The following is a 23917-nucleotide window of genomic DNA, read 5'->3' on the forward strand; positions in this document are numbered from 1 at the left end:
CCGCAGCGGCCCCGCTCCACGGATCACCGAACTTCACACCGGCTGCACCTCCATCCCGGACCCCCCACCCCTCGCCCGAAGGAGCTGCGAACGTGAGTGCTGCACTGAAGGCTGTTCCCCGAGCCCCCAAACACCTCCCGCTGATCGGTCACGCCCTCCCCCTGCTGAGGCATCCCCTCGACTTCATGAAGTCGCTCCGAGATACCGGCGACCTCGTACGCGTCGACGTCGGCACCCTCCCGATCTACTTCGTCACCAGCGCGGAGCTCACCCACGAACTGCTGGTCACCAAGGCACGCAACTTCGACAAGGGCAGGTTCTTCGTACGGGCACGCGTCCTCGTCGGGGACTCCCTGCCCACGGCGCCCTCGACCATCCACCGCACCCACCGCCGGCTGATGCAGCCGATGTTCCACCAGGCCCGCATCGCCGGATACGCGAACGTCATGGCCACCCGGGCACAGGCCATGGCCGACTCCTGGAAGCCCGGGCAGACGGTCGCCGTCGACGAGGAACTGGCGCAGTTCTCGGTCGCCACGCTCGCCGAGACCATGTTCTCCGCGGAGATCAGCCGTCCCGCCGCCGACGCCGTCATCCGCGACGTACCGATCCTGCTGAAGACCGCGCTGATACGGGCCGTGACACCCAGGCTCCTCGACAAGATGCCGATCCCCGCCAACCGCCGCTTCGACACCGCCGCGACCAGGCTGCGCAAGGTCATCGACGACGTCATCGAGATCTCCCACCAGGAGGGCGACGAGCACAACGCGGATCTGCTCTCGCTGCTGCTCGCCGCCCGCGACGCCGACACCGGCGACAGGCTCAGCGACCGCGAGGTGCGGGACGAACTCGTCGCGATCATGTTCGCCGGCACCGAGACGACAGCCTCCACGCTCGCCTGGACCTTCCACGAACTCGCCACGCACCCCGAGGTCGAGGAGGAACTGCTCGCCGAGATCGCATCGGTGATCGGCGACCGTCCCGTCACGTTCGAGGACGTCCCCAAGCTGGGGTACATGGACCGCGTGCTGCGCGAGATCTCCCGCATGCACTCCGTACCGCTGCTCATGCGCCAGGCCACCGCGCCCGTCGAGCTGGGCGGCGCGGAGCTGCCCGTCGGCACGGAGCTGGCCTTCAGCCTCTACGCGCTCCACCGCGACGCGCGCCTGTACGAGGACCCGGAGCGCTTCGACCCGGACCGCTGGCTGCCGGAGCGGAGCGCGAGCGTGCCCCGCGAGGGCTACATCCCCTTCGGCGCGGGCAACCGCAAGTGCATCGGCGACGGCTTCGCCTGGACGGAGATCGTGATCACGCTGGCGACCGTCCTGCGGCGCTGGAGGTTCCAGCGGGTGCCGGGCCACACCGTCCGCGAGGTCGCCTCGGCCGTCGCGCACCCCGAGAGCCTGCCGATGACGGTCGTGCCGAGGGAGGGCTGAGGGCGGGCTGCGGCGGGACAGGACGGGCGGACGGGCGGACGGGCGGACGGGCCGAGCAGGCTGATCCGGGACCGGAAAGTGGACCTTTCCCCGCCCGCCGGGTCAAGGTGAGGCATGCTGCTTCGCCAGTTGGAATACCTGGTCGCGCTCGCCAGGGAACGTCACTTCGCCCGCGCGGCGGCCGCGTGCTTCGTCTCACAGCCGTCGCTCTCGGCGGGCATACGCAAGCTGGAACGCGAGCTGGACATCCCGATAGTCCAGCACGGCCCCCGCTTCCAGGGCCTGACGCCCGAGGGCGAACGCGTACTGCTGTGGGCGCACCGCATTCTGGGCGACCGCGACGCGCTCCAGCAGGAGGTCGCCGCGATGCACGGCCGGCTCACCGGCACGCTGCGCCTCGGCGCCATCCCCACCGCGCTCACCGTGTCCTCGCTGCTGACCACGCCGTTCTGCGAACGGCACTCCCAGGCGGGCGTACGTCTGGAGTCGCTCTCGTCCAGCGAGATCATGCGCCGGCTGGCCGAGTTCGAGATCGACGCCGCACTGACGTACCTGGACGACGAGGACCTGCAGGGCGTCCACAGACTGCCGCTGTACGAGGAGCGCTACGTACTGCTCACACCCGAGGACGAGCCGCAATCCGCCCACGACGAGGTGAGCTGGTCGCAGGCCGCACGGCTCCCGCTGTGCCTGCTCTCGCCGCGCATGCGCAACCGCCGCATCCTCGACGGGCTGTTCGCGGCGGACGGCGCGGCCGTGTCCCCGGCCGTCGAGTCCGACACGGTCGACGGCCTTTACGCGCATCTCGCCTCGGGACGCTGGTCGAGTGTGATCTCCCACGCGTGGCTGCACATGTTCGGGATTCCGGCAGGCATGCGCGTGGTGCGGCTGCACGGCGACGGCGGGAGCAGGCCGCGCGTCGGCCTGGTCTTCGCCGCGCACGAGCCCCGCCCGGCGATGGTGCGGGCCCTGCTGGAGGTGGCGGCAGGGGCAGGCGTACGGGACGCACTGGACGAGCTGCTCAGCACCCACCTCGAGTCATAGGCACCGGCTATGCCGCGATAGCGAGGTTCGCTTTGACCGCCCGTACGGCCCGCGGAGACTCTGGTGGTGCGCTCGCACCCTGCTCCGCCCGCCGCATCGCGGTCTCCCGGAGCGGACACGAGAGCCCGGCGGTGCCCTGGCCGCCACCGGCCCGCCCCGGCCGGTGGGGGTCCCGGGCCCGAAGGCCAGTCGTCACTCGGGACGGCGCCCCCGGAAGCGGAGGCCCCCTGACTCCGGGTGCCGGTCCACGGCCACATCGGCGAAGCCCGCCGCCTCCAGCCGTCCCGGAAGCGTCTCCGGGCGCAGAGTGTTCATGGTGTCGCCGATGTGCAGCAGCCGGAAGCGGAGGCTGGGCTGGCTGTCGCTGCCCGCGAAGATCCCGCCGGGGCGCAGCACCCGGAACGCCTCCCGGAAGATCTCGTCCTGCGTGGAGACCGCAGGTACGTGGTGCAGCATCGTGAAGCACACCACGGACGAGAAGCTCCGCTCCGGCAGCGGCAGCGCGGAGGCGTCGCCGTGGATGATCCGGGCCCGCTCGCCCCAGCTCTCCTGCAGCAGCCGCGTCGTGTCCTCATCGATCTCGACTGCGGTGAGGGCGGGGACCTGTTCGACCAGTACGCGGAGGTTGGCGCCGTAGCCGGGGCCCAATTCCAGTACGTCGTCGCCCAGTTCGACGTCCGCCAGGGCCCAGGGCAGCAGCCGGTCGCGCACGCCCCGCGCCCACTTCTCGGAACTGCACAGCCTGCGGTGTGCTCGGTTCATCGGCATGAGCAGACGTTAAGACCCCGCGTGAGCGGCCCGCTACCGTCCGGTCTTCAGCACATCCGTGCTCCACGTAGAAGAGCTCGGAGCGCCGCCCGTACCGCATCCCGCACCACCGCTGCCCCATCCCGCGGCGCAGAATGGGCACATGACGCAGAACACGGATGGCATGCCCGAATGGGAGAAGCGTTTCCGGGCGCCGCGGGTCTCGCTGCCCGACTGGGCCGAGGACGCACCCGGCCGCTCGCTGTACGTCTCCAACGTGACGGGCACGTTCGAGCTGTACGCGTGGGACCGGGCCACAGACGGACACCGCCAGGTGACGGACCGCCCCAACGGGACGACGGACGGCGTGCTGACGCCCGGCGGGGAGGAGATCTGGTGGTTCTCGGACACCGACGGCGACGAGTTCGGGATCTGGATGCGGCAGCCCTTCAAGGGCGGCGACGACGAGGCCGCGGTCCCCGGCCTCGCCCCGTCCTTTCCCGCGGGGCTGGCGATCGGGCGGGACGGTACGGCGGTCGTCGGCCGCTCGACCGACGAGGACGGGACGACGATCCACCTCTGCCGCCCCGGTGAGAAGCCCGCGGAGATCTACCGGCACCGCGAGTCCGCGGGTGTCGCCGATCTCTCTCACGACGGGACGCTGCTGGTCGTCGAGCACACCGAGCACGGCGACGCTATGCACTCCGCGCTGCGCGTGATGCGCCCCGACGGCACCACCGTCGCCGAACTCGACGACAGCGAGGGCGGCACGAAGGAACTGGGCCTGTCCGCACTCGGGTTCGCGCCCGTCGCCGGAGACTCGCGGCTGCTCATCGCGCACCAGCGCACCGGGCGCTGGGAGCCGGTGATCTGGGAACCGCTCACGGGCGCCGTCACCGAACTCGCCGTCGATCTGCCCGGGGACGTGAGTGCCGACTGGTATCCCGACGGCAGCTCGCTGCTGGTGTCCCACAGCCACCAGGCACGCAGCGACCTCTGGCGCTACGACCTCGGCGCGCGCACGCTGACCAGGGTCGAGACCCCGCCCGGCTCGGTCGCCGACGCGACGGTCCGTCCCTCCGCGGGAACGCCGGGGCGGGCCCCCGGCGACGCCGCAGGCGAGGCCGGCGGCGCACCCGTCGACGTCGAGATCGAGTATCTGTGGTCCTCCGCCGCGCAGCCGCCGCAGGTGCGTTCCGCGGCCGGCGCGGTCGTCCTCGACCCGCCCGGAATGGCGGCCCCGCGTTCCGTCCCGGTCGAGGACGCATGGGTGGAGGGCCCGGGCGGCTCCGTCCACGCCCTCGTGCAGAAGCCGGAAGGCGAGGGTCCCTTCCCCACGGTCTTCGATGTGCACGGCGGCCCGACCTGGCACGACAGCGACTCCTTCGCCGGTCAGCCCGCCGCGTGGGTCGACCACGGCTTCGCCGTCGTACGCGTCAACTACCGCGGCTCCACCGGCTACGGACGGGCCTGGACGGACGCCCTCAAGCACCGCGTCGGCCTGATCGAGCTGGAGGACATCGCAGCCGTACGGGAGTGGGCCGTCTCCTCCGGTCTCACCGATCCGCGGCGGCTGGTCCTGGGCGGCGGTTCGTGGGGCGGCTATCTGACGCTGCTCGGCCTGGGGACGCAGCCCGGTGCATGGGCCGTGGGCCTGGCCGCGGTGCCGGTCGCCGACTATGTGACCGCGTACCACGACGAGATGGAGGCCCTGAAGTCCCTGGACCGCACTCTGCTGGGCGGATCGCCGGAGGAGGTGCCGGAGCGGTACGAGCTCTCGTCACCGCTGACGTACGTCGACGACGTACGGGCGCCGGTCTTCATCTCCGCGGGCGTCAACGACCCGCGCTGCCCGATCCGCCAGGTCGAGAACTACGTGGAGCGGCTGGAGCGCCGCGGGGCACCGCACGAGGTCTACCGCTACGACGCGGGGCACGGCTCACTCGTGGTCGAGGAACGGATCAAGCAGTTGAGGCTGGAGATCGACTTTGCTCTGAGGCACCTTCCCGCTCCTGCTCCTGCTCCTGCGGCCCGGGGATGATGCCGAGCTCGGCGTCCTTCGCCAGCTCACGGTCACGGCGGAAGAGCCGGAACCACATGAAGACCACGAAGCCCGCGAAGACGAACCACTCGGCCGTGTAACCGAGGTTCTGGAACGCCTTCATGTCGAGGCCGGTGTTGTCGGGATGTACCGGCGGCACCGGCTTCAGCTTCGAGCCGGCGGGGACGTGCTGCACGGTGATCCATGCGTCGTGGACGTCGTACGGCACGACGTTGACGAGCGAGGCAGCGCTGATCATGCCGAGTTGCCCCTCCGGCAGGCCGCCGCCCGCCTGCACGCCCGGGCTGCCCTGGGACTCGGACGCCTGGAGCGCACCGGTCACGCGCACCTCGCCGCGCGGGGGCGGGGGGACGCGGGAGGCGTCGGCGTCACCTGGCAGCCAGCCGCGTACCACGGGGAGCGCCTTGCCGGTGCGGGTCTCCTCGCCGCTGCCGGTCTCCTTGCCGCTGCCGGTCTCCTTGCCCTGCCCGTCGCCGGCCTCCATGCGCAGCAGGGACAGCACGTAGAAGCCCCGCTTGCCGTCGAGGTTCCGGCCGGGCACGAGCAGCGGCCGCGAGGTGTCGTAACGCCCGGTGGCCTCCGCCGCGCGGCCGCTGGTCTCCACGGAGACGGGCAGCAGCCGGGACAGCGGCTCGGGCTCGGCACGTTCCGCGCCGGAGACCGTCCTCTGCTGCTCCTCATGGCTCTCGACGCGTGCCTCGAAGCGTGAGAGCTGCCAGCTGCCCATGAAGAGACAGACCGGGATCGCCAGCACGGAGAAGAGGTTGATTCCCCACCACCGCGGGGTCAGCAGAAACCGGTACACGGCTCCACGGTACGGGGCCGCGGAGCCGGCGGCGTGCGTGGGTCGCGGGCGGACCGGGCGGGGTCAGTGGCCTGCGGACCGGTCAGTCGGCCGCCAGAACGCCCGTGCGGTACAGCGTGCCCGCGCAGGCGCCCTGCAGCTCGGTACCCGCCGCCACGGGGTCGCCCACGTCCGGGGTGTGGCTGAGCACGACGCTGGCCCGCTCCTCGGAGCCACCGCCGCCGTCGTCACCGCCGCCGTCGTCACCACCGTCGTCGCCCCCGTCGTCACCACCGTCTTCGCCGCCGTCGTCGTCGCCGCCGCTGCTGTTGCCACCGGTGCCGGTGCCGTTGCTGTTTCCGCCGCTGCTGTTTCCGCCCGGGGTGCCGTTGTTCCCGCCCTGGCTGCCCCCGGGCCCTTCGCCGTCGGCGGATGTCGTCTCGGAATTCACGTATGGGCAAGCGCTGGGCACCCAGGCCCACTTGACCTCGTACGCCTGTCCCGGCTTCAGCACGAGCTGGCTCGCGGCGAGGCTGGGGTCGGGCAGCCCCGTGGCGGCGTCGCCCGCGGTGTGGTCGAGGACGTTGATCCGGTCGACGTCGGCGACACCGCGCGCGGAGGCGCCGACGACGCCCTCGCCTTCGACCGTGCACGCCTCGCCGGAGGTGTTGACGACCCGGAAGCTGCCGTAGACCTTTCCTTGTGTGTCGGGCCTGCCCTCGTGGGCCGAACCGTCGCCGAGCTGCTGACGGCCACAACTCGGGGCGCTCGTCGCGATGTCGTCGTTCGAGTCGGCGCCCTCGGACTCCCTGCCCTTCGTGGGGGACGGGGACGCCGAACCGTCGGCGCCGGACGACTCGCCGCCCGCGCCGCCCGCGGCGCTGCCCGGGCCCTGCGTAGCGCCGGAGCCCTGGGTGCCGCCGGCGCTCTGCGACCGGTCCTGGCCGCTGCCTGCGTTGAAGTTGGAGTCGCCCGGCAGCCCCGGCACCAGGCCGGTGCCGACCAGGCCGGGAACGCCCACCCCGACGAGCACGACCGCGGCCGCGGCGCCGACGAGGACGCGGCGGCGGTGCGCCCGGCGGGCGGGGACCGCGTGCCGCAGGTGGTCGAGGGATTCGGGAGCGGGCTCGATGCCGCCAACGCTCTGGTGCAGCATCCGGCGGAGGGCCGCTTCCACTTCGCTGTCGCCGTGGCCGCCGCCGTCGCCGCCGTCACCGGTGCCGTCGCCGTGAGAGCCGCCGTGGGCGCCCCCGTCACCGCCGCGGCCGCCACCGCCCGTACCGCCCGTGCCGCGGGGCCGCCACCCGAGCCGCCCGTACCGCCGTGACCGCCCGGTGCGGGCGGCGGCACGGAAGCGGAAGCGGGAACTGAGGCGCCGTCGGCCCTGGTCTGCTCCGGACCCCCGCCCGGTACGGGCAGATCCGAACTCGCGGGGCCGTCGGGCCGCGTCGGCTTCTCGTGACCGAACCGCCCCGGCCCGTCCGGGAATTGCGAATTGTCCGTGTGGTGCGAATGCATGGCTGTAACCGCGTCTCGGACCGCGTCCGGCGCCCCGGGGGCGGGATGCGGAGGGTCAGGGAGGTCCGGCCCGCGGGGCAGGTCCGGCGCGTCAGGGGACGCGGGACCTCCCGGCGTACCGGGGAGTCGGGCAGGCAGGTCGACTTCCGGAAGATCCGGCTCCTCGATCTGGGGAGGGTCGGGGATCTCCGGCTCGTCGTAGATGCCGGGGCTCTCGGGGACCTCGGGAGCCTCCGGGAACTCGGGCATTTCAGGGATCCGCGGCGCCGGCGGAATGTCCGGAGTAGGCGGGATCTCAGGGCTCTGCAGGATGTCGGGCGCTTCGGGGATGGCGGGCATCTCACCCGGCCCGTGCACATCCGGGGCGCCCGGAACGCCCGGAAGATCCGGCAGATCGGGTGCCTCGGGCGCCTCGTGCGGCGGCAGGTCAGGGCTGTCGGGAAGATCGGGGGCGTCCGGCGCGTGCGGAGTCTCCGGTGCGTGCGGCCCGTCGGGCAGAGCGGGCTCCTCCGGGCCGGTGCCGCCGCCGTCGCTCTGATCGTGCGCCGCGACCGGCGCTCCGTCCTGACTGCCTTGACGGGCCGGCGACCTGCCGCTCAGGTGCAGACCCTGTTCGTACGGACCACCCGGCTCGGACAAGACGTCGGCCAGCTCGCCGGCGCCCGCCAGACGCACCAGCTCGCGCAGGCGCTCGCTCAGCACCTGGTCCTGCTCGTAGGCGCTCATCAGGCCGCCTCCATCGCGACCCGGAGCGCGGCTATGCCGCGCGAGCCGTACGCCTTCACGGAACCGAGCGACAGCCCCAGCACCTCGGCCACCTGCGCCTCGGTCATGTCCGCGAAGTAGCGCAGCACCAGCACCTCGCGCTGCCTGCGCTGCAGTCCGCGCATCGCCCGGATCAGCTCGTCCCGCTCCAGCTGTTCGTAGGCTCCCTCTTCGGCGCTCGCCATGTCCGGCATCGGCTTGGAGAGCAGCTTCAGACCGACGATCCGCCGGCGCAGCGCGGAACGAGAGAGGTTGACGACGGTCTGCCGCAGGTACGCGAGAGTCTTCTCCGGGTCCCGGACGCGCTTGCGTGCCGAGTGGACACGGATGAAGGCCTCCTGCACGACGTCCTCGCAGGAAGCGGTGTCGTCCAGGAGAAGGGCGGCCAGCCCGAGCAGCGACTTGTAGTGGACGCGGTACGTCTCGGTCAGGTGGTCGATCGTCGTGCCCGCTGTCATCGCGTCGTCAGATTCCGCGCCCTGGGCCGGGACGCGCGTGGGACGAGTGGCAGACCACGGCGAGATCACCGGCATGCCCCCGGTGCTGATGCCGGAGGTGCCGGGTGCTGTCGCGAGTACCGATCCGAATGCTTCCGCCACGCTTGTTGGACACACACTCCCCCTGCAGGGTTGTACGCGTCTGGCATCGCCGTCGACGATCGTTCGAACGCGCTCATGCGTACCAGCTCTTCCCGGATGCCCCTATAGTCACAGCGCCTCTCGAATCCAGGCCCCGAAGCCAGGCAGTGGACACAGAGACGCCTCCTTCCCGGCCGCCGGTTGCATCGGCCGGAGAGGGAAATTCTCGTCCAGGCGTCCCGTGCCCGCCAGTGCCAAGAGCCTTCCTTGGGCCAGAACTTGCACGGATTCGCGTGCGCGGAGCGGATTCGGCGATGGATACAGCAGACCGTCGACAGTCCTCCCGGGGACGCGCGCGCCGGCCCCGCCCCGCGGAAATCCGGTTGTCCCCCGGCCTGCGGCGACGCCAGCCTGTTCCGGGTGAGCGAAACCACAGCACCCCCGGTCATCGACGCCGCCCTCGTACGGAAGTTGATCGCCGCGCAGTTCCCGCACTGGGCGGATCTGCCGGTCGTGCCCGTCGCCGCCGGCGGGGTCGACAACCGGACGTTCCACCTCGGGGACGCCATGAGCGTCCGCCTCCCCAGCGCCGAGGGCTACGCGCCGCAGGCCGCCAAGGAGCAGACGTGGCTGCCGGTTCTCGCGCCACAGCTGCCGCTGCCCGTACCGGCACCGCTCGCCGAGGGCCGGCCGGCCGCGGGCTATCCCTTCCACTGGTCCGTCAACCGGTGGATCGAGGGCGAGACGGCGAGGGCCGAACGGATCGGCGATCTCACGGAGTTCGCCGCGGACCTCGCCGCATTCCTCACCGCGCTCCAGAGCATCGACACCTCCGGCGGACCGTCCGCAGGGGCGCACAGCGGCTTCCGCGGCGCCCCGCTGAGGACGTACGACGCCGAGACGCGCCGCGCGATCGAGACGCTGGAGGGTCGCATTCCCGCCAGGACCGCGACGGCCGTCTGGGAGACGGCACTCGGAGCCCACTGGCACGGTCCGCCCGTCTGGTTCCACGGCGACATCGCGTACGGCAATCTGCTCGTCAGGGACGGGCGTCTCGCCGCCGTCATCGACTTCGGAACGTCGGGCGTCGGCGACCCCGCCTGCGAGCTGGTGGTCGCGTGGACGCTGCTGTCGGGCGAGAGCCGAGGCACCTTCCGTCAGAGGATGTACGCGGGCGGCCACGCCGACTCCGCGACGTGGGCGCGCGGTCGGGGCTGGGCACTGTGGAAGGCGCTCATCACCCTCGCCTGGTCGGAGAACGACGACAACCGCGCCGAGGCAGCGGCCACCCTCGACGCTGTGCTGAGCGAGTACGAGGAGGACGAGCAGTCTGGTCCGTGAGGGGCTTTCGAGGCGCGGCAGCAGTCTGGCCCGTCAGGACGCGGCCTTCTCCACCACGACCCGTTCCGCTATCTGCGCCATGTTCAGTGCGGCGCCCTTGCGCAGATTGTCCGCGCAGAGGAACAGCTCCAGCGAGCGCGGGTCGTCCGGCGACTGACGTACTCGCCCCGCCCACGTGGGGTCCGTCCCGGCCACATCCGCGGGCGTCGGGAAGTCGCCCTGCGCCGGGTCGTCGCACAGCACCACGCCCGGTGCGTTCGCCAGGACCTCGCGGGCCCGCCCCACCGACACCTCGGTCCCGAACCGCGCGTGCACGGACGTCGAATGGGCCGTCAGCACGGGCACCCGCACGCAGGTCGCAGCGACGCGCAGGCCGGGCCGCCCGAGCACCTTCCTCGTCTCCTCGCGGACGGTCAGCTCCTGGGACGTCCAGCCGCCCTCGCCCATCTCCCCCGTGAACGGCACCACGTTGAGCGCTACTGGCGTGCCGTGCGGATCGCCCGGCCCGGCGGCTCCCGCGGCACCGGCGGCACCTGCGGCGACGGCCCTCCCGCGCCCGTCCGCCACGGCCCTGCGGATGTCGCCGGGATGCCTGCCGAGTTCGGCCCCGGCCGCCTCCGCCGACGTGACGGCCGCCAACTGGCCCCGCAGTTCCTCCACTCCGGAACGCCCCGCGGCGGACACCGCCTCGTACGAGGAGAGGACCAGCTCCGCCAGCCCCCACTCCGCGTCCAGCGCACCCATCGCGACGATCATCGCCAGAGTGGTGCAGCCAGGGCTCGCGATGATGCCCCTGGGCCGCTCCGCGGCGGCGTCCCCGTTGAGTTCGGGCACGACGAGCGGCACGTCCCGCGCCATACGGAAGGCCCGCGAGCCGTCGACGACGACCGCGCCCAGACCGGCCGCGACCGGCACCCACCGCGCGGCGACCTCGTCCGGTACGGCGAAGACCGCCACGTCCGCGCCCGTGAGCGATTCCTCACTCAGCGCACGTACGGCGGCGTCCTCACCCCGTACGTCCCGCACGCGCCCCGAGAAGCGCGGCGAGGCGATCAGGCGGATCTCGCCCCAGACGTCGGCCCGTTCGGAGAGCAGGGTGAGCAGCACCGTCCCGACGGCACCGGTCGCACCGACGACCGCCAGGACGGGCTTGCCCGTGCGCCCGCCGCCGGGGCGGGCCGCACGGGCGGCGGGCGTCACCGCCCCGTGCCTCCGTAGACGACGGCCTCGTCGCTCTCGCTGTCCAGCCCGAAGGCCGAATGCACCGCGCGCACCGCCTCGTTGACGTCGTCCTCGCGGGTGACGACGGAGATACGGATCTCGGAGGTGGAGATCAGCTCGATGTTGACCTTGGCCTCCGAGAGCGCCTCGAAGAAGGTCGCCGTCACACCCGGGTTCGTCTTCATGCCGGCGCCGACGAGCGAGATCTTCGCGATCTGGTCGTCGTAGCGCAGCGAGTCGAAGCCGATGGGCCCCTGTGCCTTCTCCAGCGCGGCGATCGCCTTGCGCCCCTCGCTCTTGGGGAGGGTGAAGGAGATGTCGGTCAGACCGGTCGACGCCGCGGAGACGTTCTGCACGACCATGTCGATGTTGACCTCGGCGTCCGCGATGGCGCGGAAGATCACCGCAGCCTCGCCCGGCTTGTCCGGCACTCCGACAACCGTGATCTTCGCCTCGGACGTGTCGTGCGCGACACCCGAGATGATCGCCTGCTCCATCGACTGATCCCCTTGCCCGCTGTCCTTGCTCTGCCCGCTCTTCAGCGCGGCCTGTGCACCCGGGGTGCCCTCTCCGTGGCCTTCGTATCCGCCCGGCGGCTCGCTGCTGACCCACGTGCCGTCCAGCCCGGAGAAGGACGAGCGGACATGGATCGGGATGTTGTAGCGGCGGGCGTACTCGACGCAGCGGTGCAGGAGCACCTTCGAACCGGAGCTTGCCAGCTCCAGCATGTCCTCGAACGAGATCCAGTCGATCTTGCGGGCCTTCTTGACCACCCTGGGGTCGGCGGTGAAGACGCCGTCGACGTCGGTGTAGATCTCACAGACGTCCGCCTCCAGCGCGGCCGCCAGCGCGACGGCGGTGGTGTCGGAGCCGCCGCGGCCCAGGGTGGTGATGTCCTTGCTGTCCTGGGAGACGCCCTGGAAGCCGGCGACGATGGCGATGTTGCCCTCGTCGACGGAGGTCTGGATACGGCCGGGTGTGACGTCGATGATCCGCGCCTTGTTGTGCGCGGAGTCGGTGATCAGGCCCGCCTGGCTTCCGGTGAACGACTGTGCCTCGTGCCCGAGGGATTTGATCGCCATCGCCAGCAGTGCCATGGAGATTCGCTCTCCGGCGGTCAGCAGCATGTCGAACTCGCGCCCCGTCTGTACGGGGGAGACTTCCTTCGCGAGATCGATCAGCTCGTCCGTCGTGTCACCCATCGCCGAGACCACGACGACAACCTGGTTGCCGTTCTTCTTGGCCTCGACGATCCGCTTGGCAACGCGCTTGATGCCCTCGGCATCGGCAACGGAGGAGCCGCCGTACTTCTGCACGACAAGGCCCACGTGTGCTCGCTCCTCGATTCTCAAGTCTTCGCGCCCTTCCCCCGCCTGCCTGGGCTGCCGGGGGGACTCCCGTCCGGGAATCCACGGGTCGGCTCATTTTACCGAGAAGGCGTCCCGCCCTCTCGTCCAGCAGGCAAACCTGCCCGCTGTCCGGGCGCCCACACGGGAACGTAAGACAGCTCACACGCGGGGCGGGGGCCGCGAGGGCGGCACGGAGCCGTGGCCAGACACCCCCTAGCAGGCCACCGTTCCCCGCACGTCCCCGGCGGGCTCCCCGCCGCCTCCCCATTCGGTTGACCGGTGCATGCCTACCCGCTTTCATGGCGGGCACCGTCCCGCCGCGTGATCTCACGAGGCAGGCCCGACGCGACACCGCACGACGACTGAACTCCGCACACAGCACAGGAACGGTGAAGACCGATGTCCACACGGCGCAACCCGGTGCCCGCGCTCATCCTTCTGATGTCGGCCTCCGTACTGATGTCGCTGGTGGTGAAGGAGGCCGGCGCCGTGCTCTGGGGCGCCGCCGTCCTCTTCCTCGTCGCTGCGGCGGCGGCCGCCGTACGCCGGCCGAAGGAGACGGAGGGGACCGCCGGTTCCGGCTCGTGACCGGCACGCCCGCCGCCGCGGCCGTCAGTGCCCGGGGCGGGCCGCTGTCTGTGTCCGTGGACCCGTTGTCAGTGCCCTCTGCTCCAATTCCGGGCAGCGGGACGGACATTCGGGTCCGGCCCGGGCCGTTGGAGGACGTCATGGGCACAGCACAGGTGACAGTGGAGCGCCGCATCGCGGCCCCGGCCGGCCGCGTCTGGCAGGCACTGACCGACATCGAGCACGGTGCCGAGGTGATCAGCGGCATCGACCGGATCGAGATGCTCAGCGAAGGCCCCTTCGACGTCGGCACACGCTGGCGGGAGACCCGCACCATGCTCGGCAAGGCAGCCACCGAAGAGATGTGGGTGACGGCGAGCGAGCCGCCGGACCGCTGCGTCATCGAGGCCGAATCGCGGGGCGTCCACTACACCTCGGAGTTCCTCCTCACGCCTGCAGACGGCGAATCCACCGACGTACGCCTGACCTTCGGCTCCAGGGCGGACGACAAGGGCGGCCTCAAGGGAGCCGTGACGAAGATGCTCGGCGCACTCGGCTCCAGGGCCGTGACCAAGGCCCTCACCAAGGACCTCGCGGACGTAGCCGCGTCGCTGGAGTCCCCGCAGCCGCCGAGGAGTTAGGGACCGGGGCACTCACTCCGCACTTTTTCCTGTATCAGCTCTGGCTTATATAAGCAGCTGCTGGGATATTGGCCGCGTGCACGCATTGGATGTCCTGGGAGACCCGGTGCGCCGCCGGATACTGGAGCTGCTGGCCGACGGCGAGCAGACCTCGGGTGCCGTCTGCGCGGTGGTCCAGGCCGAGTTCGGCATCTCCCAGCCCGCCGTCTCCCAGCACCTGCGGGTGCTGCGCGAGTCGGGCTTCGCCTCCGTACGGGCCGAGGGCACCCGGCGGCTCTATGCCGTCGAAGCCGCTCCCCTGCGCGAGATCGACACATGGCTGGAGCGCTTCCGCGGTTTCTGGGAACAGAGGCTGGACGCGCTCGGCACGGAGTTGGCGCGCGGCAAACGCGAACGCCGCAGGAAAGACGCCGGAGCCGCGGGCGCGGATCCCAACAGCGAGGAGCAGTGATGAGCGACATCGTCGACCAGATCAACGACATCCACCGGGAAGTCGGCAGCCGGCGCGTGGGCGAGGAGGAGGCCCGCACGGTCCTGCTGCGGCGCACGTACGACGCGGCCGTCGCGGACGTCTGGGACGCCTGCACGACCAAGGAGCGCATCAGCCGCTGGTTCCTGCCCGTCAGCGGCGACCTGAAGCCCGGCGGGCACTACCAGCTGGAGGGCAACGCGGGCGGCGAGATCCTCAAGTGCGAACCGCCCCGGCTGCTGAAGGTGAGCTGGGTGATGGGCGAGAGCCCGGGCCTCAGCGAGGTCGAGGTGCGGCTGACGCCGGAGGGCGAGGGGGAGACGGTCTTCGAGCTGGAGCATGTCGCGGTCGTACCGCCGGAGTTCTGGGACCAGTTCGGCCCCGGAGCGGTCGGAGTCGGCTGGGACATGGGCCTGCTCGGTCTCGGGCTCCACCTGCGGGGCGACTCGGTCGGCGACCCGTCCGAGTGGGAATCGACCGACGAGGCAAGGGAGTTCATGACCCGCAGCAGCGAGGCCTGGGGCGCTGCGTACGAAGCCTCCGGCGCACCCGCCGACGTGGCGGCCGCAGCCGTCAGCAACACCACAGCCTTCTACGCACCGCCTCGCGAGGAGGGGGAGGGCTGAACAGTGTGGGCCCGGGTGCCCGGTGAGCCCCATATCCGAACAGCACGAACGGCGCCGGGCGCCCAGCGGTGGCGTCGATGACTCAGCGGCCGTGGCAGTGAGGAGCAGAGCATCGATGAGCGACATCGTCGACCAGATCAACGACATCCACCGCGAAGTCGGCACCCGGCGCGTGGGCGAGGAAGCGGCGATCAGGGTCATGTTGCGGCGCACGTACGACGCGGCCATCGCGGACGTGTGGGACGCGTGTACCGACCGCGAGCGCGTCAGCCGGTGGTTCGTGCCCGTCAGCGGCGACCTGAAGCCCGGTGGGCAGTTCCAGCTGGAGGGCAACGCGCACGGCGAGATCCTGCACTGTGAGGCACCCGAACTGCTCAAGGTGAGCTGGCTGTTCGGCGACGACCCCGATCTCGGCGAGGTCGAGGTGCGGCTGACGGCCCGGGGCGAGGAGCGGACCGTGCTCGAACTGGAGCACATCGCCGTCGTACCCGAGGAGGTATCGGACCATTTCGGTCCCGGAGCGGTCGGCCTCGTCTGGGATCTGACGGCGCTCGGCCTCCACTTCCACCTGCTGGGCGACCCGGTCGACGATCTGGCCGCCTGGCGGGAGTCCGACGAGGCAAGGGAGTTCATGACCCGCAGCAGCGAGGCCTGGGGCGCTGCGTACGAGGCCTCCGGCGCACCCGCCGACGTGGCGGCCGCAGCCGTCAGCAACACCACAGCCTTCTACGCACCGCCTCGCGAGGAGGGCGACGCCTGACAGCGGGCCCTGACGGGCGGGGCCGGTCCGGGCCGGCAACTCCCGCTTCCCGGCACCGCGTTCACGGGCCGAGGCTCACGAGCCGCGGCCCGCCGGCGCGGGCGCTCGGCGTCCGGTGACGCCGAGGGCCGGCGTCGATCGGTGGTGCCTCACTCGGGCCGGTGGTGCGTCACTCGGTCTCTTCCGGACGGCCGGAGCCTGCCGATCTCTCGACGCCCGGGGTCTGTTGCCGGAGACTACTGGTCTAATTCCGGCCAAAGGGCCGGATGCCGACCCCGGTCCCCTACGGAAGGGCTCGTTCATGACCACGTGGCAGGTGACGGTGGAGCGTCGCATCGCGGCTCCGGCCGGTCGGGTGTGGGAAGCGCTGACCGACATCGAGGGCTCCCCTCGCGTGATCAACGGCATCGAGCGCGTCGAGATGCTCAGCGAAGCACCCTTCGGGACCGGCACCCGCTGGCGGGAGACCCGCCGCATATTCGGGAAGGAGGCCACCGAGGAGATGTGGGTGACGGCTTCCGAGGAACCGAAGCGCTATGTGGTCGAGTCCGATTCGCGCGGCGTCCACTACACCTCGGAGTTCACACTCACCCCCGAGGAGGACGACGCCACCACGGTACGTCTGACCTTCGAGTCCGAGACGGACAAGAAGAGCCTGAGCGGCACGATGGGGAAGTTCCTCGGCGGGATCGGCTCCAAGGCGGTCGCGAAGTCGCTGTCCAAGGACCTCGAAGACGTCGCCGCTTCCGTGGAGTCGCCGAACTGACCTGCCCGGCACAGCAGTCGGCGCGGGCCCCGGACGTCCGCTCAGCGAGGCGGCGGTGTCCGCGGAGGGTTCTTGCGGCCGGTCGTGAGCTTGTGGCCGGTCTCCCGGACGACGCGGGCGGCCAGTACCTCCCGGTGGCTCCGCATGAAGCTCCGCACGGCCTCGGGATCCCATGTCGCCAGCTGGCGCAGCGCCCAGGACAGCGCCTTGACCACCATGTCGTCGCGGTCGGATACGAGCAGGACGCAGACGCCGAGGGTGCGCTCCGTGTCGCCGGTGCCGCCACGGGACCGCAGGTTCAGCGGCACGGTCGAAACCAGAGCGGCACGGCGCCACCACCGGTCCTCCGACGCCGCCCAGCGGTGAATCAACTCATCGGGGATCACCCCCCGCCGCCACGCAGGACCGGAGAGGCAGCAGCCGAAGGCATCCACCGACGCCCAGCCGTCGAGCCCGCGGCCAAGGCCTTCGACGTCCTCAACGCTGAGGCAGGTCAGCGCACTCGGGTGGTGGTAGATCAACTCGTAGGCGACCCAGCGGTGCCGGTCCACCAGGGCCTTCGCCAGCGACACGACACTCTCGCCGGATTCGGGCCGCAGGCGCTTCGAGTACTCGCGCCGAACGCGGCGGACCGATTCCGTCGTCGGCTCGGGCACCATGCGGATGCGCCGGTCCAGCTCGTCTGCCAGCCCTCGCTCATCCATGCCGCTCCGATCGATGCGCACCCGGGGCGCTCACACGTTGTGTTACGCCGCTCACGGAGGAGACCACTCGCGTCCGCGGTCGAGCATACGACCACATCACGCAAGGACACCGGCATCGGATCCGCCCACGCCCCGATCCCCGCCCCGCCCCTCGGCCCCGGACACAGCGGAACCCGGCGGGTCAACCTTGCGGCTGACTTGCCGGGTCCACCTCACCGGGCTTTCACCCGATGCACAATCCAGGATACACCCGTCCATTTCGTACCTGCCAGGGCGCGCAATCGCACTCCCAGTGCAAGTGCCGCCGACGGCACGCGGCCCCTCCCCCTCCGTCCACGCGACCGCGTGGAACGGCACCCGCCGGCCGTAACCTTCCAGTACGCACACGCACCGTGCGCACCCGCACGCTCACCGCACACCCCTGGAGGACCAGGTGGCCATCGACTACGTCAAGCGCCCGGCCGGCGCTCAGTCCGGCGACGCCCGTGGCCCGGCGGTGAGTCAGGAGCGGATCAGCGCCTCGGCTCCCGGCCTCGTCAGCCTGTACAAGAAGGCGCGCGTGTCGCTGGAAAAGGCCGGGCTGTCGGCCCAACGGGCCGCCGTCTACCTGGTGTTGGACCGCTCCGGGAGCATGCGCCCGTACTACGGGGACGGCTCGGTCCAGCAGCTCGCCGAGCAGACGCTCGGCCTCTCCGCGAACCTGGACGACGACGGCACGGTGCCCGTCGTCTTCTTTTCCACAGATGTGGACGGCGCCGCCGAAGTGAGCCTCGACGCGTACGAGAACCGCATTGCCGCGCTCAGCGACAGCTTCGGCCACATGGGCCGCACCAACTACCACGTCGCGATGCAGGCGGTCATCGACCACTACACGGCCTCGGGCGCCACCGATCCCGCATTCGTCGTCTTCCAGACGGACGGCGGCCCCACGTCCCGTACCGCCGCCGAACACGTGCTCTGCACCGCGGCGCGGCTCCCGCTGTTCTGGCAGTTCGTGGGATTCGGCGAACCGGCAGGCAAGCAGTTCGACTTCCTGCGGAAGCTCGACGAACTGCCCGTGCCGGCCAAGCGCGTTGTGGACAACGCGGGCTTCTTCCCCGCCGGTACTGACCCCAAGTCCGTCCCGGACGACGTCCTCTACGCGGCGCTCATGCGGGAGTTCCCCACCTGGCTCACGGCGGCACGCCAAGCCGGCATCCTGCCCCGCTGAGCCCGCGGTCCGTCAGCGCGGCGGACCGGCCCCCGGAGAGGGCCCCGTTGCGCTGCCCGGGCCCCCGCCGAGCCGCGCCTCCACATCGTCCCGCATCCGCCGCGCACGTGCGTCGTCGTAACCGTCCAGGAGTCGCAGGCACTCGGCCCGGTGCTCCCGGGCCGCCTCCGGGTCCTGCTCGTGCACGGCGCACGCGAGTCCGTCGAGGGCGACGGCTTCGCCCCAGGCGTCGCCGAGTTCGCGGTGCGCCGCCGCGGCCCTGCGGTGGAAACCGGCGGCCTCGTCCGCGCGGCCGAGCCGGCGGTACGTCTCGCCCGTTCCGTGCCAGGCCAGCGCCTCGCGGCTGCGGTCTCCCAGCCGCCGGTGGAGCGTCGCCGAGCGGTTGTACGCGGTGAGCGCCTCACCGTGCTCGCCCAGCGCCTGCTGTGCGTCCCCGAGCGCGAGCAGCCAGCATCCCTCAGCCACGTGGTTACGCAGATCAAGGGCCAGCTTCACCGCCTCCTCGGCGGCGTTGAGCGCCTCCCGCGCCTCTCCGAGGTCGAGCCGGATTCCGCTCAGCACCCACAGGGCGTTGCCCGTGCCGCGCGTGTTGTCGCGCCGGCGGTGGGCCGCCAGGGCCTGCTCGATGTCCTGCGCGGCCTGCTCCAGTTCCCCCGAACGGAAGCGCACCAGCGCGAGGTTGGCGAGCGTCACGGTCTGACGGTGGTCCTGGCCCAGCTCGACGAAGAGATCCAGAGCCTCCGCCAGCCGCCTCTCGGCCGGACCCAACTCCCGTACGCGCAGGTGTACGAGGCCGAGAGCGTTCAGCGAATCGGCTTCGCCTTCCCGGTCGCCCGCCCGGCGGCGGATGCCCAGCGCCTCCTCGTGGCATTCGAGCGCTTCAGAGGGACGGTTGAGCTTCGTGTATCCGAAACCGAAGCTCTCCAGGAGCCTCGCCTGTGCCGTCCTGTCCCCCAGCCGGCGGGCGGCGGCCAGCCCCGTCTGCCCCATGGGCAGCCAGTCGGCGGTCAGGGAGGAGGGCGCCTTGGCGTTCCACAGCACGGCCGCCAACTGCCATGCGTGCGCGTCGAGTCCGGCCTTCGCGGCGGCACGTACGGCGGGCAGGAAGTTCGCGTGCTCCCGTTCCGCCCAGTCCACCGCCTGGTCGTAGTCGGCGAAGGACACCGGGGCCACGTCCTCGGCGAGCGGCTGTGCCGGCAGATGATCCTCGTCGGGCCTGATCCAGCCCTGCGCCGATCCGGCCGTGTGCAGATACCAGTCGATCACTCGTCGCAGCGCGGCCGACCTCTCGTCGTCCGACTCCTCACGCTGGGCCTGGTCACCGGCGTACGCGCGCAGCAGATCATGGAATTCGAAGCGGTCGGGCGCCGTCTGCTCCAGCAGATGCGCCCCCACCAGCACATCGAGCAGCTGCCGCGCCCTGCGCACGCTCACCCCGGCCAGGGCTGCCACCGCGCCGAGCCCGAACTCCGGCCCGGGATGCAGCCCCAGTAAGCGGAAGAGCCGGGCGGCCTCCGGCGTGAGCGCCCGGTAGGACCAGGCGAAGACCGCGCTGACGGCTTCGGCCCCCTCCTCGTCCCCCGTGCTGAGGGCGTCCCACAGCGCCGACTCGTCGCACAGATCCGTGATCAGCTCGTCGAGGCTCATGTGCGGGTGTGTGGCCGCTCGTTCGGCCGCTATGCGCAGCGCGAGCGGCAAGTGGGCGCACAGACGGGCGAGTTCGGCGAGCTTGGCGGAGTCGTCATCGGTGCGGTGACCGGCTGTGACGGTACGGAGCAGAGCCACGGCCTCCGGCTCGTTCAGGGTGCCCAGGGTCAGCCGGTCCGCGCCGTCGCGCACGGCGAGCGGGGAGAGCCGGCTGCGGCTGGTGACGATGGTGAGGCAGTGGGCGTTGCCGGGTAACAACGGACGCACCTGGGCGACCGTCGCGGCGTTGTCGAGGAAGACCAGCATCCGCCGGTCCGCCAGCAGCGTGCGGTACAGGGCCGCGGCGCTGTCAGGGTCGGAGGGGACCGCGCTCGGCGCGACACCGAGTGCCGTGAGGAAGCGGGGCAGCACCTCCTCTGCGGCGACGGGCTCACCCGGGTCGTAGCCGCGCAGATTGACGTACAGATGGCCGTCGGGAAAGCGGTCCTTGACCTGGTGCGCCCAGCGCAGGGCCAGCGCGGTCTTGCCGGCACCGGCCGTGCCGGCGATCACGCACACGGGCGGGACGAAGGGGTCCCCGCCGGTGGTCAGCGTCGCGTCGAGGCTCTGTAACTCCGCGGTGCGGTTGACGAAGTGCCGCAGATCTCCTGGCAGTTGGCGCGGTGGGCCGTGGCCGGACGAGGGGCCGCCCGGCTCGCCGTGCCTGCCGTGGAAGTGGACACCGCCGCTGACCTGCCCCGCCTGCACCACATCGCGTGATGACCCCGACAGGTCCGAGTGCGTGCCGCCGGAGTCCGGTTCGCTGCCGCTGCTGTTGCTACTGATGATCTGCTACCTGGTCGTCAACGGGGCGGGCAAGTGTGACACATACCGGTCGACGTACGAGACGACGTCTTCGCCTTCCTCGTACAGCCGCTTGATGAACCTCTCCCAGCGCCCGATCAGCTGCGGGTCCGTGTAGCGGACGCCTCCGTCGAGAAGTCCCTCGTCCGTGTAGAGAACCTCGTAGAGCACCTGCCCGCCCAGCACGACGACTTCCGGCAACGGCCCGGACGCCTCCAAGGACCGCAGCCCGTCGCCGTCGACCACCCGTACGGGCATGCCGCTCTCGCCCTGCACCCGCAAGGCGTGCAACTCCCACTGCATGTACGGCGTCAGAGGCTTCTCCACGACCCGCACACGGTGGAACACGTTCTCCCGCTCCCTGTCCTCCCGGGCGATGCTCTGCCAGTGACCGCGCCGTTCGCCGGTCAGACGCAGTGCCTCCGCCCAGTCGCCCCGCCGGAAGGCCTCCCAGCTGGGCGAGGACTGCTCCTGGAAGTGCTGCCGCCGCTCGAACTTCCACCCCGGGTGGCGGACGGTGGCCGCAGCGTTCCGCCGGAGCCGGAAGTCCTTTCTGTATGCGGCGAGTTCGAACCTGACTCCCAGCGAAGGGTCGAGCGCGAGACCGCTTGCCTCACTCATCGGCGATGTCCGGTTTCGCGGCGCGCAGCGTGCTGCCGGGGATGACGACAAGGCGCTCACCGGAGGCGATCGTGGCGTCGGCCGGCAGACACGACTCGTAGGCCGAGGTCAGATCCCGGCCGATCACGGCGATGTCGCCGTTGTCGAGCTCCCAGATGTCGGGACAGCCGTCGTCGTCTTCCGTGACGCCCAGCTCCGCCGCCGATTTGCCCAGCCTCCGCGTGAATAACGCGGACGGGTCCGCCTCCCACACTCGAGCCATCAGCCCGCCTCCGCCATCGATCGGTTTCCCGGTCAATTACGGAGTGTAAGAACTGCGGTCACTCACCGCAACGCTACAACCAGCCAGTTCGGCGGGCGTTGAGCAGAAATTGGGCCCTGCGCGGCGGCCCTGCCCGGGGCGCTCCGGTTCACTCGCGTCCGTCCACCCGCTCCTCGAGGTGCACGGTCACCGTCTCTCCCGCCTGCTTGCCGATCGCCTTACGCACCTCGGACTTCACGGGCAGCTTGTGCCTGCCGTCGCCGAGGGCCATGAAGGAACTGCGGAACGGATGCCCGTCGATGGTGCCCAGGACCTTCACCAGGCCGCGGGTACCGAAGTACTCGACGGAGTCGGGCCAGACGACATAGGTCCAGCCGCCCACGTCGGGGCCCTTGCGCAGCATGGCGGTGAACCGCTTGTCCATGATCGGCAGCCTCCTCGTCGTCCGCTTCACCGGTCCTGCCAATGGGGACCGCGAACGACGGACAAACTCATCGCACGCGCCGGCCGCCGAGCGGTTCAGCGCCCGCCGCGCTCCGGCTGCATGCCCAGCGGCACACCGATCTCGGCGGCCATCACGGCGCCCGCTTCCTTCTCCAGCGAGGCGTCGTCACCGTCGGCGTGACTGTCCGTGTCCAGGCCGTCGAGCGAGTCGAGCGGGGTGTCGAGGCGCACGTGCGCCACGAGGGACTGCAGGGCGCGCAGGGCGGCGGACGCCGTGGGGCCCCAGTTCGACAGGTATGAGAACTGCCACCACCACAGGGCCTCGCTGACCCGGCCCTCGCTGTAGTGAGCCATGCCGTGCCGCAGATCGGTGATCACGTCGGCGAGGTCGTCGGAGATGCGGCAGGCGACGGGCGCGGTGCGCGGCTCGTACGGGTCGAAGACCTCGGAGTAGACGTCCACCGGGTCGAGGAGCGCGGCGAGCTTGAGCCGCATCTCGTCCACGTCGGGCTCGGGACCGATGTCCGGCTCGTAACGCTCGACCGGCACGAAGTCCTCGTGGGCCCCCAACCGGCCGCCCGCGAGCAGGAGTTGGGACAGCTCAAGCAGCAGATACGGGATCGCGCTGTCCGGGTCGTCGCCCTTCGCCACCTCGGTCACCGACACGATGAAGCTCTCGACCTGGTCGGAGATCTGGACGGCGAAGTCGTCGGGATTGTCCTTGATCGCGTTCAGTGTGGCCTCAGACATCGAGCAACCTTCTTCCCTCGAAGGCCCGCCCCAGCGTGACCTCGTCCGCGTACTCCAGGTCTCCCCCGACGGGGAGGCCGCTTGCCAGGCGCGTCACTTTCAGCCCCATGCTTGAGACCATACGCGCGAGGTACGTGGCCGTCGCCTCCCCTTCGAGATTGGGATCAGTGGCGAGGATCAACTCGGTGACGGCCCCGTCCGCGAGCCGCGCCATCAGCTCGCGGATGCGCAGATCGTCCGGCCCCACGCCCTCGATGGGGCTGATGGCGCCGCCCAGCACGTGGTAGCGACCGCGGAACTCCCGCGTCCGCTCGATCGCGACGACGTCCTTGGGCTCCTCGACCACGCAGATGACGCTGCTGTCACGGCGCGTGTCCAGGCAGACGCGGCACTTCTCCTCCTGCGCGACGTTGCCGCACACCGCGCAGAACCGGACCTTCTCCTTGACCTCGGTCAGTGCGTGCGCGAGACGGCGCACGTCGGCGGGCTCGGCCTGGAGGACGTGGAAGGCGATCCGCTGCGCGCTCTTGGGACCGACGCCCGGCAGCCTGCCGAGTTCGTCGATGAGGTCCTGAACCACGCCTTCGTACACGGATTCTCCCGTCTCTGCCGCCGGATCCGGGCCGCCGGTCTGTCCTGTTTGCCGCTGCGTACCGCTGTGTACCGCTCCTTCCGCGACGCCGCTCCCGGCCGCCGCGGAACGGCAGTTGCCCTTACGCCCGCATGTCCCGGGCCCGGCCCGGGCCCGCCCGAGGCCGCCGG

25 protein-coding genes are annotated in these 23917 nt (G+C 71.1%); 12 read left to right on the forward strand and 13 right to left on the reverse strand.

Translation table 11 applies throughout. From position 1 onward, the window contains the following. Positions 1-92 precede the first annotated feature (92 nt). Together ACSMXX_RS13910 and ACSMXX_RS13915 are read left to right on the forward strand one after the other, a co-directional pair. Complete coding sequence (locus ACSMXX_RS13910; RefSeq protein WP_473184334.1) at positions 93-1436, forward strand: cytochrome P450; 1344 nt, start codon at positions 93-95, stop codon at positions 1434-1436. A 114-nt stretch (positions 1437-1550) separates the two neighbouring features. Beyond that, the gene (locus tag ACSMXX_RS13915) at positions 1551-2480 is read left to right on the forward strand and encodes a LysR family transcriptional regulator (RefSeq protein ID WP_473184335.1); all 930 of its coding nucleotides are present in this window, start codon (positions 1551-1553) and stop codon (positions 2478-2480) included. A gap of 192 nt (positions 2481-2672) precedes the next feature. On the opposite strand, the gene ACSMXX_RS13920 is transcribed toward ACSMXX_RS13915, so the two are convergent. Continuing rightward, entirely contained in the window at positions 2673-3248 is a 576-nt protein-coding gene (locus tag ACSMXX_RS13920) for a class I SAM-dependent methyltransferase (protein ID WP_473184336.1), read from the reverse strand. Positions 3249-3390: 142 nt separating this feature from the next. On the opposite strand from ACSMXX_RS13920, the gene ACSMXX_RS13925 reads away from it, so the two are divergent. Then, complete coding sequence (locus ACSMXX_RS13925; RefSeq protein WP_473184337.1) at positions 3391-5268, forward strand: S9 family peptidase; 1878 nt, start codon at positions 3391-3393, stop codon at positions 5266-5268. Here the strand turns inward: ACSMXX_RS13925 and ACSMXX_RS13930 are convergent. Then, positions 5189-6094: an SURF1 family protein gene (locus tag ACSMXX_RS13930; RefSeq protein ID WP_473184338.1), complete on the reverse strand. Its 906-nt coding sequence runs from the start codon at positions 6092-6094 to the stop codon at positions 5189-5191. The two genes, ACSMXX_RS13925 and ACSMXX_RS13930, sit on opposite strands and share 80 nt — an antisense overlap. Before the next feature lie 82 nt (positions 6095-6176). Continuing rightward, a complete protein-coding gene (locus ACSMXX_RS13935; protein ID WP_473184339.1) occupies positions 6177-7229 on the reverse strand; it encodes a hypothetical protein in 1053 nt (350 codons plus the stop codon). On the opposite strand from ACSMXX_RS13935, the gene ACSMXX_RS13940 reads away from it, so the two are divergent. Then, positions 7221-7400: a hypothetical protein gene (locus ACSMXX_RS13940; RefSeq protein WP_473184340.1), complete on the forward strand. Its 180-nt coding sequence runs from the start codon at positions 7221-7223 to the stop codon at positions 7398-7400. The two genes, ACSMXX_RS13935 and ACSMXX_RS13940, sit on opposite strands and share 9 nt — an antisense overlap. A gap of 916 nt (positions 7401-8316) precedes the next feature. On the opposite strand, the gene ACSMXX_RS13945 is transcribed toward ACSMXX_RS13940, so the two are convergent. Further along, entirely contained in the window at positions 8317-8889 is a 573-nt protein-coding gene (locus tag ACSMXX_RS13945) for a SigE family RNA polymerase sigma factor (protein ID WP_473184774.1), read from the reverse strand. Between the two features lie 465 nt (positions 8890-9354). Between ACSMXX_RS13945 and ACSMXX_RS13950 the strand changes: the two genes are divergently transcribed. Continuing rightward, positions 9355-10275: an aminoglycoside phosphotransferase family protein gene (locus ACSMXX_RS13950; protein ID WP_473184341.1), complete on the forward strand. Its 921-nt coding sequence runs from the start codon at positions 9355-9357 to the stop codon at positions 10273-10275. Between the two features lie 33 nt (positions 10276-10308). Here ACSMXX_RS13950 and ACSMXX_RS13955 read toward each other — a convergent pair whose 3' ends face one another. Beyond that, a complete protein-coding gene (locus ACSMXX_RS13955; RefSeq protein WP_473184342.1) occupies positions 10309-11475 on the reverse strand; it encodes an aspartate-semialdehyde dehydrogenase in 1167 nt (388 codons plus the stop codon). Next, positions 11472-12824 carry an aspartate kinase gene (locus tag ACSMXX_RS13960; RefSeq protein WP_473184343.1) on the reverse strand — a complete coding sequence of 451 codons (1353 nt, stop codon included), beginning with the start codon at positions 12822-12824 and terminating at the stop codon, positions 11472-11474. Before ACSMXX_RS13960 ends, ACSMXX_RS13955 begins: the two co-directional genes overlap by 4 nt. Before the next feature lie 420 nt (positions 12825-13244). Between ACSMXX_RS13960 and ACSMXX_RS13965 the strand changes: the two genes are divergently transcribed. The 6 genes from ACSMXX_RS13965 (at position 13245) to ACSMXX_RS13990 (ending at position 16674) form a co-directional block, all read left to right on the forward strand. After that, complete coding sequence (locus tag ACSMXX_RS13965; protein ID WP_473184344.1) at positions 13245-13433, forward strand: hypothetical protein; 189 nt, start codon at positions 13245-13247, stop codon at positions 13431-13433. A gap of 140 nt (positions 13434-13573) precedes the next feature. Then, positions 13574-14053, forward strand: coding sequence for an SRPBCC family protein (locus tag ACSMXX_RS13970; RefSeq protein WP_473184345.1), 480 nt, complete (start codon positions 13574-13576; stop codon positions 14051-14053). A 67-nt stretch (positions 14054-14120) separates the two neighbouring features. Continuing rightward, on the forward strand, positions 14121-14504 hold the full coding sequence (locus ACSMXX_RS13975) for an ArsR/SmtB family transcription factor (protein ID WP_473184775.1): 384 nt from the start codon (positions 14121-14123) through the stop codon (positions 14502-14504). Then, positions 14504-15148 carry an SRPBCC family protein gene (locus tag ACSMXX_RS13980; RefSeq protein WP_473184346.1) on the forward strand — a complete coding sequence of 215 codons (645 nt, stop codon included), beginning with the start codon at positions 14504-14506 and terminating at the stop codon, positions 15146-15148. Before ACSMXX_RS13975 ends, ACSMXX_RS13980 begins: the two co-directional genes overlap by 1 nt. 115 nt (positions 15149-15263) lie before the next feature. Next, entirely contained in the window at positions 15264-15908 is a 645-nt protein-coding gene (locus ACSMXX_RS13985; RefSeq protein ID WP_473184347.1) for an SRPBCC domain-containing protein, read from the forward strand. Positions 15909-16209: 301 nt separating this feature from the next. After that, the gene (locus ACSMXX_RS13990) at positions 16210-16674 is read left to right on the forward strand and encodes an SRPBCC family protein (RefSeq protein ID WP_473184348.1); all 465 of its coding nucleotides are present in this window, start codon (positions 16210-16212) and stop codon (positions 16672-16674) included. Between the two features lie 41 nt (positions 16675-16715). Here ACSMXX_RS13990 and ACSMXX_RS13995 read toward each other — a convergent pair whose 3' ends face one another. Beyond that, positions 16716-17378 (reverse strand): DNA alkylation repair protein, encoded by a 663-nt coding sequence (locus ACSMXX_RS13995; RefSeq protein WP_473184349.1) that lies wholly within the window; start codon positions 17376-17378, stop codon positions 16716-16718. 433 nt (positions 17379-17811) lie between these two features. Between ACSMXX_RS13995 and ACSMXX_RS14000 the strand changes: the two genes are divergently transcribed. After that, entirely contained in the window at positions 17812-18588 is a 777-nt protein-coding gene (locus ACSMXX_RS14000; protein WP_473184350.1) for a VWA domain-containing protein, read from the forward strand. Positions 18589-18600: 12 nt separating this feature from the next. Here ACSMXX_RS14000 and ACSMXX_RS14005 read toward each other — a convergent pair whose 3' ends face one another. The 6 genes from ACSMXX_RS14005 to recR all read right to left on the reverse strand — a co-directional run bounded on the left by ACSMXX_RS14005 (position 18601) and on the right by recR (position 23747). Next, a complete protein-coding gene (locus tag ACSMXX_RS14005; protein WP_473184351.1) occupies positions 18601-20982 on the reverse strand; it encodes an ATP-binding protein in 2382 nt (793 codons plus the stop codon). Between the two features lie 84 nt (positions 20983-21066). Next, positions 21067-21699 (reverse strand): DUF6879 family protein, encoded by a 633-nt coding sequence (locus ACSMXX_RS14010; RefSeq protein ID WP_473184352.1) that lies wholly within the window; start codon positions 21697-21699, stop codon positions 21067-21069. After that, a complete protein-coding gene (locus ACSMXX_RS14015) occupies positions 21692-21961 on the reverse strand; it encodes a hypothetical protein (protein ID WP_473184353.1) in 270 nt (89 codons plus the stop codon). Before ACSMXX_RS14015 ends, ACSMXX_RS14010 begins: the two co-directional genes overlap by 8 nt. 148 nt (positions 21962-22109) lie before the next feature. Beyond that, the gene (locus tag ACSMXX_RS14020; RefSeq protein ID WP_473184354.1) at positions 22110-22385 is read right to left on the reverse strand and encodes a DUF1905 domain-containing protein; all 276 of its coding nucleotides are present in this window, start codon (positions 22383-22385) and stop codon (positions 22110-22112) included. Positions 22386-22480: 95 nt separating this feature from the next. Continuing rightward, positions 22481-23155 carry a DUF5063 domain-containing protein gene (locus ACSMXX_RS14025; protein ID WP_473184355.1) on the reverse strand — a complete coding sequence of 225 codons (675 nt, stop codon included), beginning with the start codon at positions 23153-23155 and terminating at the stop codon, positions 22481-22483. Continuing rightward, positions 23148-23747, reverse strand: a complete 600-nt coding sequence (gene recR / locus ACSMXX_RS14030) for a recombination mediator RecR (protein WP_473184356.1) — start codon at positions 23745-23747, stop codon at positions 23148-23150. Before recR ends, ACSMXX_RS14025 begins: the two co-directional genes overlap by 8 nt. Positions 23748-23917 lie beyond the last annotated feature (170 nt).

It is taken from the genome of Streptomyces sp. DSM 116795 (assembly GCF_055792905.1).

Coding starts and splice junctions, on each gene's coding strand:
- ACSMXX_RS14020 (WP_473184354.1), bottom strand. CDS start 22,385: ATGGACAAGCGGTTCACCGCCATGCTGCGCAAGGGCCCCGACGTGGGC.
- ACSMXX_RS13985 (WP_473184347.1), top strand. CDS start 15,264: ATGAGCGACATCGTCGACCAGATCAACGACATCCACCGCGAAGTCGGC.
- ACSMXX_RS14010 (WP_473184352.1), bottom strand. CDS start 21,699: ATGAGTGAGGCAAGCGGTCTCGCGCTCGACCCTTCGCTGGGAGTCAGG.
- ACSMXX_RS13970 (WP_473184345.1), top strand. CDS start 13,574: ATGGGCACAGCACAGGTGACAGTGGAGCGCCGCATCGCGGCCCCGGCC.
- ACSMXX_RS13925 (WP_473184337.1), top strand. CDS start 3,391: ATGACGCAGAACACGGATGGCATGCCCGAATGGGAGAAGCGTTTCCGG.
- ACSMXX_RS13995 (WP_473184349.1), bottom strand. CDS start 17,378: ATGGATGAGCGAGGGCTGGCAGACGAGCTGGACCGGCGCATCCGCATG.
- ACSMXX_RS13980 (WP_473184346.1), top strand. CDS start 14,504: ATGAGCGACATCGTCGACCAGATCAACGACATCCACCGGGAAGTCGGC.
- ACSMXX_RS14015 (WP_473184353.1), bottom strand. CDS start 21,961: ATGGCTCGAGTGTGGGAGGCGGACCCGTCCGCGTTATTCACGCGGAGG.
- ACSMXX_RS14025 (WP_473184355.1), bottom strand. CDS start 23,155: ATGTCTGAGGCCACACTGAACGCGATCAAGGACAATCCCGACGACTTC.
- ACSMXX_RS13935 (WP_473184339.1), bottom strand. CDS start 7,229: ATGCTGCACCAGAGCGTTGGCGGCATCGAGCCCGCTCCCGAATCCCTC.
- ACSMXX_RS13990 (WP_473184348.1), top strand. CDS start 16,210: ATGACCACGTGGCAGGTGACGGTGGAGCGTCGCATCGCGGCTCCGGCC.
- ACSMXX_RS13965 (WP_473184344.1), top strand. CDS start 13,245: ATGTCCACACGGCGCAACCCGGTGCCCGCGCTCATCCTTCTGATGTCG.
- ACSMXX_RS13915 (WP_473184335.1), top strand. CDS start 1,551: ATGCTGCTTCGCCAGTTGGAATACCTGGTCGCGCTCGCCAGGGAACGT.
- ACSMXX_RS13920 (WP_473184336.1), bottom strand. CDS start 3,248: ATGCCGATGAACCGAGCACACCGCAGGCTGTGCAGTTCCGAGAAGTGG.
- ACSMXX_RS13945 (WP_473184774.1), bottom strand. CDS start 8,889: ATGCCGGTGATCTCGCCGTGGTCTGCCACTCGTCCCACGCGCGTCCCG.